This is a genomic window from Enterobacter sp. Res13-Sevr-PEC09-46 (genome assembly GCF_015672585.1).
In the GTDB taxonomy this organism is placed as follows: Bacteria; Pseudomonadota; Gammaproteobacteria; order Enterobacterales; family Enterobacteriaceae; genus Enterobacter; species Enterobacter hormaechei_C.
In genome coordinates this window covers 1-12,932 of the sequence record NZ_JADABR010000034.1, presented here as the reverse complement: position 1 = coordinate 12,932, position 12,932 = coordinate 1, and the positions used below count along the sequence as shown (strand labels likewise).

Here is a 12,932-nt window from a genome sequence, read left to right as displayed (position 1 = left end):
TCACTGATTGGGCTTTATCTGCTGCCCGGCATTCTCTGTTTAAGCACAACCATTTCCTGACGGCATAACACAGCAATAGCAGCCCTGGCTCCAATTTGCTTACCAACCAGGTATTGCTTTACCTCGCGGCGACTCACGCCATCAAGAAGCATCTTTAACGCTTCACGGGACAATTTGTTGTATTTGCGTGCCATTAATCTACTCCGCAGAACCATACAATCTACGTAACGTGTCGGCGACAGAAGATACAGATATCTCGCCAGTCGCAGCGCCTACAGTAAGGTCTGCCAGTTCAGGTGAATCAAATACCTGCACCCCGTTACGGCGTAGAAATAGCAGCGCGCTGTTTAGCGCGGTACGCTTATTGGCATCATTGAATATATGCCCTCTCGCTGTAGCCACCAGGTAGGTGGCGGAGACTTCGAAAAGGTCGGTGATCTCTTCGTAGGCAACTCTGGCCTGAACTCTCCCGATAATGGCCTCTGCCCTGCCCGGATCTGACATGCCAGGCAGGCCGCCGTAGCGGCTTATATTCGCATCATGAAGCGCAATAAGTTCTTCCGGTGATATATGCCTCATTATCGGTTAACCAGTTCCTTGTTGGTGGAGTCCAGGGTGTCAAACAGGGATGCAAATTCAGCATCCAGCGCCGCTTTTTTGTAGGCTTCGAAAGTAGCCTTGCTGACAATTACTGCTGGCTCACGGCCTCTGCGGGTGATTTCAACCTCTTCCCCGGCTTCAACATTGTTGAGCACTTCAGAAAGGTTGCCGCGCGCGGTACGGAAGTTAATGGATTGCATAAACACCTCGTGTACTCGTTATGTGTACACAATTATAAACCTCACAGGCATAAAGCACCAGCCCTTTGCAGCTTAAATAACCGGACAATCATCAAACTCCCCACTTCGGGCATCATTGATGACATGAGTGATCACACCAAAAACAGCATTACTGCCCGTGCATCCATCGTCATCTACTGGTAACGCCTCTTTCTTCCCGGTGCTTAAATCCTCCAGGTGCTGGCGCGGATACTTCCTGTATCTCTTTATGCGATATTCACCCTCCATAGCGCACACAAGCAGCGAACCATCAACTGGAGTAAGCGAAGAATCAACCACCAGCAAAGCACCCTGCAATATTCCCTCACGGTGATGGCTATCAGCTGCCCGCATGAAGTAGGTTGCTGATGGATGTCTAATTATCTGCTGATCAAGAGAAATTCGGCTTTCAACATAATCCGCCGCAGGAGAAGGGAAGCCCATAGCGTTTTACCTCAATGATACTGTTTATTCATACAGTATACATTGAAAAGGCATAGTTTGTGAAAGCGGGGTTTGTAGGCGCGCCACGCTGGGGGCTAATCACATTTCTCCCCCATCTTGCCGTTATTTTTTTGGTGCATCCTCGTTCTGATACACCGGATCGCTCCCTTTTGGCAACTGGAGGCTTAACTGCCGGTAGTGCCGTAGCCGTTCCATGAAATAGGCGCGCAGGTTTTCCGGTTGCTCACGGGCCACCTGCTCTGCAATCACAGGTATATTCAGCCGTTCTTTGTAAGCAACGCCGCTGGCGGCAAGGTCTACGTTCACCTTGTCTCGCTCTTCCTGGCTTTTAGCTGCTATATTTCGATCTGACACAAGAAACCTCCAGGAGTTAGTGGATCAGGCACATGCACAATAACGTTCTCAATGTTAGCCGTTCAATTCAGACAATCAGAGACTGCACCAGTGTGGTGGCATCAATCCCATTGCGAAACAGCATAGACGAACTGCAAATTCGTGTATTGAATCCGAATCAGGCTAATAAGCAATTGCGCTTTATTTTGACGCTGAAAAGTGAAACAGAGGGGATAAAGCACAGCGTAAAAGTGTTTTCTGAGGCCATTCTGCTTAATGGGAAGTTCCGGCATCTGGTAAGGCCAGAACGTCAATATCCTGACGTCCTGGCGCGTGAAAAAGACCTTCTTTCTGAAGTTCAGGATAGGGTGATCGATTTCGTCAAATGCTATCCCCTGCATTGAGGGCAGGTGTTCCCTTCCGCAAAGTAGGGAAAATTGCTATCAAGTTCATCACACCATCTGCGATGGTCGTAGCACCAAAAGCCTCCCACGGTAAACCAAAAGACTTCATCCACTGGGACACTCGATCTAGTATATCTGCTGGTGGCAGTTCTTCTGGCAATAATTTGCCTGATAATTCCCTTTCCGCCCGCGACAGCATTTTTTTGAGGCTCGCGTTCTCTTTTTCAGCTCATCTACGCGCACCTGTAATTCAGCTTTCGTTGGCATGGTCCACCTCATGCTTTTCAGCCACCAGCGGCAATAAAGCCCTGGCCATCTTATGAACCAATAGTGCATCAATAATGCCAAGCGTATGCCCCGGCTTAATGTTTAATGCCGCCTCAAGGTGACACCTTTCCAGGTCACTTTTCTCGGCTTGTTTATGATGATCTGGTGTAATAACGTCGCCCAAAACACGGCTAATTCTTTCTCGTAATTGCTGGGTGCCAGCACACTTGATCGCTGTATCGTGGAGACGGTTAACCAGTTCGCGATAAACATGCGGCTTAATGCGGATACGTTCACCGGTGACGCCCTTTCCTGGCGCTGGCACCGAACTATCCGGAATATCCGGATAGTTGCCAGCCTCGTAAGCTACCCGCAGCCAGTGCATGAATGTTTCAGTGGACACACAACCACAGTCCACATCGATTTTTCCGCGTTGCTGTTCCAGCCAATGCTCAAAATTCAATCTACACGTATTACTTTCATGTTGCTCTTTTTGTCTCAAGGCCAGCATCTGCTGGGCTATTTCCAATACTTCATCTGCCGTATATCCAGCACCGTGACCATACATTTCGATACGGGAAATAATCTCTGATATGCGCTCTTCAGTGATTCTGGTCATTTCTTTTTGCGCCATTTCTTTTCACATTCCTTAGTCCATTCTTCAATGTTCATTTTGGCAATATCAGTCATTCCATCACCTAAGAAATACTTTTTCCGGTATGTCTTGCACTTAAACCACACTACAACAGCCACCAGCCAGAAAATAAAAGGCCATACAGCAATACCAACGACAGCCGCGATAAAGCCCAATAGCCATAAATGAAGCTCTCCAACTTCTGTTTCCGGCAATATTCTTAAAGAATTAAACAGCAGGATGAACGAATGGTCGTATGCATTGGCAGTATAAGACATGCAATCCATATAATTAAAGTCATAGCCTGCGGCTGCCGCCCATAATGGGCGGTCAAGAAAATGTTTTAGTGTCATCATATAAATTTAAGGTTCAGACCAGTTATCTTCAATAGCAATGCTTAATCTTTGTAGCCATTCTGCTAATTTCAGCATTGCTTCTCTTTCGCTTAAACCACGAGGAAAATCATCAAGCGAAATTGTTGGCTTGAATCCCCCGCAATTATCCATTTCAACTGTCAGATTTTGTTCCAGCACGGTATTTCTTACGCGGCTATTGTGCCGGAGCAAATATACTGAGCGTGATTTATTGGTTTTGTGGTCTAGCTTATATTCGGTAAGTATCATCTGGCTTTTGCCATGATTATTACCTCTCCACATACTTACCTCACTTAATAAAACAACTCCATGCGTAGTTGATGATTTTTTCCCACGTAATATAAATCTGCACTCCGGCAGTAAAACCAAAGCCAACAATTGCTGAAAAAATCAAAACATTTACTTTTGACATTATAAATTTTCTCTCGGTGTCGTAGGTGATAGCACCATAATTGATAATTTAGTGAGTTAGCAGTTCCATTTTTTTGATGATTTCCGCATGAGCATCATCGTTATCAACACTTAGCTCGTTTAATGCTTCTCGCACTACATCAACTTCTTCAGGCTGAAAGAAGTCGTCGCGGTAATCACCAAATAGAACCGAAACCAGCCTGCCACCAGCAACATCAAGATTGGCGCTAACAGGTGGCTCTTTGCCATCCTCAAATTCGACTACAAAAGTTAATTTTCCCATCGTTACCCCCAGAAGATAAAAATAGCGGCAATCGCCATAGCTACGCCTACAATCGCAAATGCTTCAGGCCAGCTTATTACCTCACCTCCAGTCTCCATACCGCCTGACCAATCCGGCTGGCATGGGTATCTTTGGATACTGTTCCATCTTTAGCCAGCTCCATAAGAATTTTGCGCAAATCTGCCGAACGCCATTCTTCATCAGGAAATTCCTTCTCCATTGCCAACCGCAGATTCCAGGTTGCCATCCTGAATGGATATTCCCCGCCGAGAGCTTTATCTTGCAGGGCAGCCCGGGAACGCATCACCTGCAAAACCTTCTCTTTTACATCCATCATTTCGCCTCCTGCGGCGGTTCTGGTAGCGGCATCCAGTGTGACGGTTTCCACGACGCACCAGGAATTATCCACCCATCATTAGCGTCAGGATGACCCGGGATGTAAGTCGCCCATTTCATTCGCCAGTCACCTTTCCTGTCAAACTCCACGGCAACAAGAACGGCTGTTTTGGTATCCGGCATTCGCTCACTACAGCTTATCCAACTATCCGGAGTTACCGGATAGTTGCCATTCACAAGGTCAGCTCGAACATATAGCGTGTCATCATGGTGCTGATTGTGGCTGCACCACGTTAATTCGCTTAACTCGCCATCTTCTGGCCATACTCCAGCCGTTTGCAGCCAGATATGGGCTGGCGCATCTTGGCAAGGTGTATTAACTGGCAACTTGTAAGTTTGGCTTACAGGTTGGCTACCCTGAAGCATGGCAGCGTGGCAGGCATCCTCTACGCCTTTAACTGCATCTGCGCAGTAGTTATAGCGATTGCATTCCACTAACTTCTGCTTGAGATTTTCAATTGCTTGCGCGACATCATCCTGTATTTCCGGAACTGGCGGAACGGCTGTCTGCTGCTCTCGAACGTCATTAGTCGCTATCGGTTCTGCTGCCAACTGACTGGCATATTTGTTAATGGTAACGATAAGCTCTTGCTCAGCCTCATCCAGACAATCACCGATACCTCGCCTGTCACCGTCAAAATCATCGAAATCGGCACGAATCCTGGCAACCTTCAGGATTGCGGACAACACCTCACTAGGAATTGCCGGATAGTTGGTTGACGTTTCCGCGATTTCCCGAAAATTATTGGTTGACGAATTCTTGTTTTCCCGAAAGTTTCCGGACTGAAGCATGGCGGCGCGGCAGGCGTTAAGCGCGTTTTGCACGCGTTTAGCGTTCTGTACTTCGTATTTAGGTGCGGCTGCCAATGCCCATAGCCAACCAATTTCATAGCTATCAGCTTTTGATAGAGCACATTCCATTTCCAGTGTTATTTTCTTAGGTACGAGTTGCCAATCATCTGGCACTACCGGTGCTGGCAGCTCGCGATACAGCGAGATTACACGACGCGGGTCCGCATATTTATCTGGCGGACACTGAAATATCTCACCGAAACCATACTTCCTGACATCGCGCAGTTCCTCTTCATCAGTCCATGCCACCGGTTCTGCTTCCAGCGATGCCAGAGCAATCCGTGCCAGCTCTTCCGCTTCTTCTGCTGGCAGTACAACGTTGCTACCAGGTCCGTATGTTTCGCGCCACTGCTTGATTGTCAGCAGTCGCTCTTTGGTAATAGTGATCATGCCGCGTTTCCTTCTTTCTTATTAACAATTACACCGTCATATATTTCATTAAGGTGCCCTCTCAACTCCATGCGCCTTAATGCAGATAACATGTAATCGCATTCAACCTGCTTATTTCCAGTAAATGGCTTATCGTCAGGATTACCCCAACAGCAATTACCCTTGGGCCACCCATGTACTTTCCGTACTCTTCCGTTAACAACGTGAAGTAATCCCCAGCCAGGTGGTAAATCCTCAATTGAAATAATTCCCGGCTCACTAATAAAGAATCGCCAGTCGCCCATGCCAAGTGAGGGATTTTTACGGAAACGCTTTTTTCTATCTGCCAACAAGTCAGCACGAGAACACTTCGCCTCTATCAGGCATGATGCTGAATTTCTGAACCCCATAGCATCTGGCTGTTCTCCGGTACTGGTTACAGCTATAAAGCGGTCATGAAAACAAACCTTGAACCCGTTGCGCTTAAGGAACTTGTACGCAATTTGACAGAGTTCGCGGTGTGTTAACGCCATATCACTCTCCTTTAGTGCGCAAGTGGTTTTTCCAGCGGTTTTGCGCCGCGCTGGGCTTTTTGCAAAAACCACAATCCATCATCCCGTAATATTTCATCAACCCCATCCGTCGGTTGCTGAGTCTCACCCACTGCCAGACGCCAGGAGCGTTTCTACGAACTAACAGAATCTTTGCTTTACGGTTTTTCATCTTACAGCGTACCCTTTCTTCCGCCTGTTCTGTGACGCAGTAGGCTTACGCTTTGCGGCAAAAGCCACCTGACCAAATGGATGGAGTGCCGCTATCTTATGGTTGCTAATAACCAGCTCCACCACACGCACAGGTCGCTGTAAAAAAAGTCGTTTTGCCTTACGGTTTTTCATCGCTTTGCTCTCCTGCGTCTCTTTGCTGCTCGTCGTGCCGCTGCAATACCGGTATGGCGGCGCTTTGGTGCCGGGATGATGTTGTCAGCCATCAGGACATGTGGCTTTGCAATTAGCGCAGAAGCCCAAAAACGAGTCGGGTACGGTAACAAGCCGATACATGCCACACGCACTACTCACCTCCGTTGATGCGAATGCCAGCGGCACGGGAATCATTCCATCGCTTTACTTCTTCACGAATTACGTCAATGCATTCTTTCGAATCCATTAGGTAATCTTCATCAAAAAGCCTTTCCTGTTCGTTTTCTATCGCAACAATGATTGCTTCAACTAACTTTTGTGCCTGAGAACCACTTTCTAACTCTGCAATGCGCTTCTCTGCGGCTTCCAGCTTCTCGCGCATATCGTCAACGTACTCGACCAGAGATCCGCCAGCAGGAATTTCGCACTCCTCGACCAGTTGGAAGTAGATATCAGCTGCGGCCCGTGTGTTGCTATGCCTAGCGTCGCCCATCTCACCTTCACGAAGAGCATCGCGTTCGGCGGTAAGATTGGCTATTTTGCTGTCTTTGCCTTCCAGCTCAACGCGAAGCCTCCCTACCGTTAGCGCAATTTCCTCGTTCTCCTGGTCACGGCGTTTGATGTATTGCTGGTTTCTTTCCCGTTCATCCAGCAGCGCCAAGACGGTAGCCGGATTGGCTGCGGCGATGAATTCAGCATCACGAGATTCGTTTTCACTGAACACCATAGCTATTTGCTCATGCTTTATGCCGTCAGTGGAGTAAATCTCATCGTCGAATTCAACAGCCCACTTACCTTTCGTAGCCTTCTCCGCCGCCTCGCGCAGTTCTTGATAGTTAATTTTGCTCACTGGTTGCCTCCTTTGCGAAGCTGGGCAGCAAAGTCAACTAACCACTCAGTCATTTCAACCTTCCCTACCAGGTCTGAACCAGGGTGCATACAGCAATCACTCTGCGCCGCTTTGAAATCCTTATACTCATATTCTTGGGCCACCAGATTTTTTGCAGCTTCTATAGCAGCATCCACCCCCTGCGCCCGAACTTCAGCCAGGAAAGCGTCGGTGGCTGGAATTTGCGGCATCCCTCCGTCTGTTGCGCAGATATACGCATCAGATATTTCATCCTGCTGGCCATCAAACACGTAGCAACAGCCCCTGATAAACAGCTTCATTGAGGCATTCTCCACTGCCAGCGCCGTGCGATTACCATCCAGCTCTGCAATGCGCTGTTTTGCGGCATCCAGTTCAATCGACAATTTTTCCAACTGCTCTTGATGCTTCTTGTATTCCTGATATGCGTGCCAAGACTGACCTTTGCGCACACTATCAGTGATATCAGTAATCTGTTCTGGTGTTAGCGTGGTCAGTGGCTGTGATGGGAAAATAAGCACTTTCCCGGAATCCCAATCAAAACCAGCGTGAATTGACTGAACCTCAACTGAAGGTGTTGAACCAATACTGCCAGGCGAATGAACAACGATTGTTACATCCATATCGCGACGATGGCTGTGGTTGTTGGACAAAATACGATTCACCAACTCAGAAAATTTGGAAAATTTCATGCTGATTCCCCTTTCTCTGCTCTCTCCTGTCGGAACATCACTATCATCAGGTCGCCTTTTGTCGCTATCCTGGCTGTTGTACCTGGTTCAATGCGGCTAAGCTCAAATGCGTCATAGAACGCTTCTAATGCCTTCTGGCGTAGTTCCTGTTTGCGCCGTTTTTTCCACTGTTTTAGGAAAATGGAACCCAGCCATCGCCATGTACGGGACATGATGTAAAGCCAACCGAGAAGTGCCAGACCGGTATTTAGGAGCGTATCGATCGTTATTGTCGTGTCGATATTCACTGGCTGCTTCCTTTGCGAATCTGTTCCGCCCATTCTTCAAGGGATTTCTCCGCATATTCACCAGACAGGCCATCAATCGGATGCGCTTCATTAGCCAACTCTTCTTTCGCTGACAAAATCATGCGTGTAACGTCGAAAACTTCACGCAAAGACTTATTGATAAATCCGTGATTGAACGCAGCAGCAAGACGGCTGGCGGTATAGTTAATCCCCTCGTTGCGTGCTTCCGCACGAATTTCAGCCAGAAAAGCATCGGTAGCTGGAGTTTCGCTGTGGTGTAGGGCATCGTTGATAATCATTGCAGCAACACCAGCCTGCCCTGCATCCGTGACCGACACATGCTCAAGAGTTACGGCCATTGCGTGTTTCAGCCCGGCGTTCTCTGCCACCAGCGCCGCGAGCTTAGTCTCAAGCGGTGCTATTCGGCACATAGCATCAATATTTGTGTCCTCCAGGCGCTTAATTTCACCAAGTAGCGCCAGTGCAACCTTTGGGTTGAATGCGGCAACATAACGAGCGTTGTTCTCTGCGTTTTTCAGCCCATCAAAGCCGGTCCATTTGATAACATCTTCACATCGTTTATCACCGGGCGTATGCACCGCATACGTACCAGTACCCGGCGAAATAAATGCGACCCATTCGCCCTGTGTTGCCTGTTTTGCTATCTCACGCAGTGCCCGGTAATTAATTTTGCTCACTGGCTGCCTCCTTTGCGGAGTTGCGCTTCGATGCACGAAAAAAAAGACTCCCGAGTATGACTGTTAAGAGCTGGTGCGAACGCCGCGTTAAGAACGGCAGCATCACAGCCGTCATCAATATAGAGCGCAATTTTTTTCTCCAGGCGCGCTTTGGCTTCCTGCAACTGCATACCCCGGCACGCACGCGGGATATAATCAGCAATTTGAGCGATAGCTTTTTCGTTCTGTTTAAACATGCTTCACCTCGATAGGCTTGATGGTGTCTAACAGCAGTCGACGGCGCGTATTTTCTGCAAAGTGGCGGCGTCCGGTATCTTTGTGGTAAAACTCATTTTTGCCGACGACCCACATCCGCTCTGTTTGGTGCAGTTTTTTTACCTGCGGACCGTCTTTGGTGATCACGGTGCCGGTATGGGTTTTTACGATTGTCATGCCACTACCTATTCGAACAGATGAACGAGACAGGCTGATGCTCGTCCACCTGAAAAACTGACGATTTGATGCATACTCACGGTTTATTCCTGAATGCGCTTAAACTCGATTACCCACACCCAGGGATTAGCGTTCCAGCTTTCTTCACCATAGATGGATTCCCACAGGCGCTGGAACGCAACCTTGGCCATTGCGAAATCCCCCTTGGGAGTAAGGAATGTTCCCGGGTGATCAGGAAGCAAACTTCCAGCAGGCGGAACGCCCTCAGCCCTTGCATCGCATTCGCTGATATCGTTCAACCGTTCAACGCGCACGTTGGTAATTTCCAACAGAATGCGTGATGCCCATCGCGGCATGTGAATTGATGGACGCCACCCACCATCAAACTTTTCATTCACAGTGTGAGGTTTCCAGTCGGCATCATCGGGTATCGACCATAAGCCGTAATCACCAGGTTTTTGCTCGCAACTGGCCCGATAAATCCTTGCTGCGTTCTTCTCATCGCCACGACAAAGGTTGTCGTTCCAGTCCACACTGCAACCATCCTCATTGCCTAATATCGCCCATGTTTCACGAACCCAAATTCGATCGCCGACGATACCAAAGGGGCAATTGAAAACACTGCTTACACCATCAGCCCCGTACCACTGAAAACCTGCACCAATTTCCCTAACCATCACTGGTGCTTCTGGACCAACTTCCGCAGGCTGATTTTTCATTATCCGCCGCGTCTGCGTTTTCCTTCCTTCGAGGATGGCTCGGACCATCTCATCGTTGAAAATCATGCCGCGCTCTTTCACTTCGCCTTTCATGCATCCCCCTTACCCATGCGCGACGATGCCGCCAAAAGTGATAGAGAACAGCCAGAAATAGATCGCGGCCATAATGATTTTGAATGCCGTGTTCATATTTTCAGCTCCTGTGATTGATTGGATACATGCCACGCCTTACGGCATGTTTTTATTTTCACTTTCTCTGTTTTAAAAATCAAGATTTATTAGAGCAATTATTGTTGATGTAGAAGCGCGTTTTCATACTCCCTGACCATTAACGTAAGTACGCCGTGACTCCTGAAAACACGCGCCACTTCAATCTTATCTTCCAGCGCGAACGCAATTTTACTTAGACCAATTTTCTTCAGGAGATCAATCTTTGCTGGACCGTCATTTCTGTCATCGGTGGCAGGACGCATAGATAGCAAAGGCTCCGCCCCATTTGTTACGTGCTTACGCAACCAGGCTCGTGTTTTATCCCTGGCTATCTCACAGCGCCCGGTTACAAACCAGAGGGTGTAAATGCCGGACAACTGGCGCACCATATCAATAACTGGAGTGATGGGAGCATCAGTGTCACAGGCAAGGTTAAACTCGTTCCAGTGCTCTGTTAATGCACCTTTGCCAGGTGGTGGAAGTAAATGCAGCCTGTCTTCCGTTGCCTCTGATATCGTCCCATCAATATCTACTATGACGATGTACGGACGTTCCTGGTGTGCGTGTTTATTGAAAATACTCAAATGCCCTCCTCATTGGACGAAAAAAAATGCTGGTGGGAGCACTCCACCAGCATTAAAAGTGACACTGTAACTATCAGCGAACGTAAATAGTGCCGCCGTTCTCTTTTTCCCATGCATCGCTACGTGCATAGCAAACATCGAGAAGTCTTCTTGCCGCAGTTTCCTCTAAACCCAATTCGACAACCAACTGCTCATGACGGCGGGTAACCACATCAAACAGGGTATGCAGCCCTTTAGTTGCCAGATCATCAATGAATTCCGGTTCGAACGGCAGCTCTGCATCTGCCAACATAACCTCTTGCGCCCACTCAACTCGACGGACCAATTCCGGGCGACGGCTTTCCATCTCTTTACAGATCAATTCATGGAAGAACTCTACCCAACCTTCCGGCTGGAACTCGCGGAAAATTGCCAACGGCTGGAAGTTTGGCATCAACCATTCGTTGATTCGGATATCAATGGCATAGCCCATGTCGCAGCAGAACTGATAAGCAAAGTCCAGCTTAGAAACGATATAAGGACGCTCGTTATTGAACTCTTTAGGCGATGAGATCCCATAAGCCAGGAGGCGCGGGAAGAAGGAGATTTGCCCTAACGTCGGATGAAGTTTGCTTGCAGGGAAACGGCGCTCAGTAATACCATACATTTCCTTCTTGAGCGTCGCAAATTTGGCATTCTCATTAACCAGCGCGGTAACCTCTGCTTTTTTATTAGCAAATGCCACGCGCGCCTCGCTTGCATCTTTAATAGTTTTTTTGAGCTGTTGGTTAAGGTCGGCGACCTGCTTACGCAGTTCCTGTCGCTCGCTTTTAGCTTTGTTATAGCGTTTCTCAAGGTTAAAAGGATCAAGTTTCATGATCTCTTTATATTGAGATTTTAGCGTTGAAATCTGTGAGTTCCGCAGTTCAACCATCGCAGTCATTTCATTGAGTTTTGTTTCCAGCTCAATGCTTATACGTTCGGCATTATCAGCACGCTGGTTGGCGTCATGCGTCGCATCGTCGATCGCGTCCTGTTGCTGGCGTTTCAAATGTTCAATTTCCAGCTGAAGCTCTTCAATTTCTTTACCCTTCAGACCGAGATCCAACTGCATATTTTCAGCTGCATCTACCAGGGAGTTATGGCTATCAGCTTCTGCGTTATAAACATCAATAAGCTGTGCGTGAAGCATCTCCGCTGACTGAACCGCATTATCAAAAAAACGTGCTGTGAGGTCATCACAACTAACGCGGCGTTGCGCGGCCCGGATGTTCTGGATAATGGCCGGGATACCGGCATTCAGGACATCAGGGATACATACATTTTCGATTGATTGGTTTTGTGCTGAAGTGCTCATTTCAAAGTTCCGTATTAGCTTGTGCTTCGGTCATTTTTCCTAAGTATGAAGGAGGAAGGACTACGCAATTTGTATCCAGTCCCTCACCTATGGCAGCCTGTAAAATTCTGGCTAAGGTGAGTCTCTTGTTGCGATACCTGGTGATGACATGCCTGATACCGCCGGTCGGCGTAACAAAGGCGATCAGCCAGTAGTGATATTTCCGTCGGAATGGCCACATAGTGCACCTTGTAGATTGCTCTAATAAAAAACGTGATGAGTGTACATCACGTTTTAAAAATATGGAATTATTAGAGCAATATTATTCTGATTCTCGCTCAAAAAATGAGCTGATAAGGGGAAGCCAATCCTCTGACACTTCGCGAGGTCGCGGTTTGCCGTGGAAAAAGATTATTCGGCAGTCTTTTGGTAATGCCCCATTCCCCCTGGAGTAACGCGCGCTCGCATATTTTGAACCAGGTTCCACAACATCGGCCTTGTAACTTACAAACCATCCTGGATACAGATCCTGAAATGCTGGTGTATCATCGCCCATAACCTTTCGTAAGAACCCCTGGTCCCCCCAGCACTCAGTAGTGACACA

The 12,932-nt window shown here is 48.0% G+C and carries 23 protein-coding genes and 1 pseudogene; 1 reads left to right on the top strand and 23 read right to left on the bottom strand.

The annotated features are described in order from the left end of the window. Positions 1-14 precede the first annotated feature (14 nt). The 5 genes from IMQ56_RS21920 to IMQ56_RS21900 form a co-directional block, all read right to left on the bottom strand. On the bottom strand, positions 15-194 hold the full coding sequence (locus IMQ56_RS21920; protein WP_001702235.1) for a hypothetical protein: 180 nt from the start codon (positions 192-194) through the stop codon (positions 15-17). A 4-nt stretch (positions 195-198) separates the two neighbouring features. After that, positions 199-579 carry a type II toxin-antitoxin system death-on-curing family toxin gene (locus tag IMQ56_RS21915; protein ID WP_001216045.1) on the bottom strand — a complete coding sequence of 127 codons (381 nt, stop codon included), beginning with the start codon at positions 577-579 and terminating at the stop codon, positions 199-201. Then, on the bottom strand, positions 579-800 hold the full coding sequence (locus tag IMQ56_RS21910; RefSeq protein ID WP_001190712.1) for a type II toxin-antitoxin system Phd/YefM family antitoxin: 222 nt from the start codon (positions 798-800) through the stop codon (positions 579-581). The genes IMQ56_RS21915 and IMQ56_RS21910 overlap by 1 nt, the downstream gene beginning before the upstream one ends. A gap of 72 nt (positions 801-872) precedes the next feature. Continuing rightward, positions 873-1,262, bottom strand: a complete 390-nt coding sequence (locus tag IMQ56_RS21905; RefSeq protein ID WP_000506724.1) for a S24 family peptidase — start codon at positions 1,260-1,262, stop codon at positions 873-875. A 123-nt stretch (positions 1,263-1,385) separates the two neighbouring features. Beyond that, positions 1,386-1,637 (bottom strand): DNA polymerase III subunit theta, encoded by a 252-nt coding sequence (locus IMQ56_RS21900; RefSeq protein WP_001283837.1) that lies wholly within the window; start codon positions 1,635-1,637, stop codon positions 1,386-1,388. 32 nt (positions 1,638-1,669) lie between these two features. Here IMQ56_RS21900 and IMQ56_RS23090 point away from each other — a divergent pair, with 32 nt between their 5' ends. Continuing rightward, entirely contained in the window at positions 1,670-2,020 is a 351-nt protein-coding gene (locus IMQ56_RS23090) for a hypothetical protein (protein WP_023155285.1), read from the top strand. 250 nt (positions 2,021-2,270) lie between these two features. Here IMQ56_RS23090 and IMQ56_RS21890 read toward each other — a convergent pair whose 3' ends face one another. From IMQ56_RS21890 to IMQ56_RS23085, 18 genes and pseudogenes are all read right to left on the bottom strand, one after another. Then, positions 2,271-2,921, bottom strand: coding sequence for a hypothetical protein (locus IMQ56_RS21890; RefSeq protein ID WP_001702237.1), 651 nt, complete (start codon positions 2,919-2,921; stop codon positions 2,271-2,273). Beyond that, entirely contained in the window at positions 2,903-3,277 is a 375-nt protein-coding gene (locus IMQ56_RS21885) for a hypothetical protein (protein WP_000988651.1), read from the bottom strand. The genes IMQ56_RS21890 and IMQ56_RS21885 overlap by 19 nt, the downstream gene beginning before the upstream one ends. A 6-nt stretch (positions 3,278-3,283) precedes the next feature. Beyond that, positions 3,284-3,577 (bottom strand): hypothetical protein, encoded by a 294-nt coding sequence (locus tag IMQ56_RS21880; RefSeq protein WP_000268000.1) that lies wholly within the window; start codon positions 3,575-3,577, stop codon positions 3,284-3,286. A gap of 178 nt (positions 3,578-3,755) precedes the next feature. Next, complete coding sequence (locus tag IMQ56_RS21875) at positions 3,756-3,989, bottom strand: hypothetical protein (RefSeq protein ID WP_000517420.1); 234 nt, start codon at positions 3,987-3,989, stop codon at positions 3,756-3,758. A gap of 76 nt (positions 3,990-4,065) precedes the next feature. Beyond that, entirely contained in the window at positions 4,066-4,326 is a 261-nt protein-coding gene (locus tag IMQ56_RS21870; RefSeq protein WP_000969524.1) for a hypothetical protein, read from the bottom strand. After that, on the bottom strand, positions 4,323-5,627 hold the full coding sequence (locus tag IMQ56_RS21865; RefSeq protein WP_062871768.1) for a DUF551 domain-containing protein: 1,305 nt from the start codon (positions 5,625-5,627) through the stop codon (positions 4,323-4,325). The genes IMQ56_RS21870 and IMQ56_RS21865 overlap by 4 nt, the downstream gene beginning before the upstream one ends. Beyond that, a complete protein-coding gene (locus IMQ56_RS21860) occupies positions 5,624-6,139 on the bottom strand; it encodes a hypothetical protein (RefSeq protein ID WP_001229203.1) in 516 nt (171 codons plus the stop codon). Before IMQ56_RS21860 ends, IMQ56_RS21865 begins: the two co-directional genes overlap by 4 nt. A 1-nt stretch (position 6,140) precedes the next feature. Continuing rightward, entirely contained in the window at positions 6,141-6,329 is a 189-nt protein-coding gene (locus IMQ56_RS21855; RefSeq protein ID WP_000797279.1) for a hypothetical protein, read from the bottom strand. A gap of 345 nt (positions 6,330-6,674) precedes the next feature. Continuing rightward, positions 6,675-7,373, bottom strand: a complete 699-nt coding sequence (locus tag IMQ56_RS21850; RefSeq protein WP_023155370.1) for an ead/Ea22-like family protein — start codon at positions 7,371-7,373, stop codon at positions 6,675-6,677. Further along, a complete protein-coding gene (locus IMQ56_RS21845) occupies positions 7,370-8,083 on the bottom strand; it encodes a hypothetical protein (protein ID WP_023155371.1) in 714 nt (237 codons plus the stop codon). The genes IMQ56_RS21850 and IMQ56_RS21845 overlap by 4 nt, the downstream gene beginning before the upstream one ends. Continuing rightward, a complete protein-coding gene (locus IMQ56_RS21840; RefSeq protein ID WP_001018057.1) occupies positions 8,080-8,370 on the bottom strand; it encodes a DUF4752 family protein in 291 nt (96 codons plus the stop codon). Before IMQ56_RS21840 ends, IMQ56_RS21845 begins: the two co-directional genes overlap by 4 nt. Beyond that, on the bottom strand, positions 8,367-9,068 hold the full coding sequence (locus IMQ56_RS21835) for an ead/Ea22-like family protein (protein WP_000036165.1): 702 nt from the start codon (positions 9,066-9,068) through the stop codon (positions 8,367-8,369). The genes IMQ56_RS21840 and IMQ56_RS21835 overlap by 4 nt, the downstream gene beginning before the upstream one ends. Then, positions 9,065-9,304 (bottom strand): hypothetical protein, encoded by a 240-nt coding sequence (locus IMQ56_RS21830; protein WP_000476202.1) that lies wholly within the window; start codon positions 9,302-9,304, stop codon positions 9,065-9,067. The genes IMQ56_RS21835 and IMQ56_RS21830 overlap by 4 nt, the downstream gene beginning before the upstream one ends. Continuing rightward, entirely contained in the window at positions 9,297-9,500 is a 204-nt protein-coding gene (locus IMQ56_RS21825) for a hypothetical protein (protein ID WP_000158003.1), read from the bottom strand. The genes IMQ56_RS21830 and IMQ56_RS21825 overlap by 8 nt, the downstream gene beginning before the upstream one ends. An 83-nt stretch (positions 9,501-9,583) precedes the next feature. Next, positions 9,584-10,312, bottom strand: a complete 729-nt coding sequence (locus tag IMQ56_RS21820) for a hypothetical protein (protein ID WP_000675630.1) — start codon at positions 10,310-10,312, stop codon at positions 9,584-9,586. 194 nt (positions 10,313-10,506) lie between these two features. After that, positions 10,507-11,013 (bottom strand): hypothetical protein, encoded by a 507-nt coding sequence (locus tag IMQ56_RS21815; protein ID WP_000021755.1) that lies wholly within the window; start codon positions 11,011-11,013, stop codon positions 10,507-10,509. 73 nt (positions 11,014-11,086) lie between these two features. Then, complete coding sequence (locus tag IMQ56_RS21810; protein WP_000107675.1) at positions 11,087-12,349, bottom strand: hypothetical protein; 1,263 nt, start codon at positions 12,347-12,349, stop codon at positions 11,087-11,089. Between the two features lie 301 nt (positions 12,350-12,650). Further along, a pseudogene (locus tag IMQ56_RS23085) lies at positions 12,651-12,932 on the bottom strand (hypothetical protein); the annotation flags it as partial.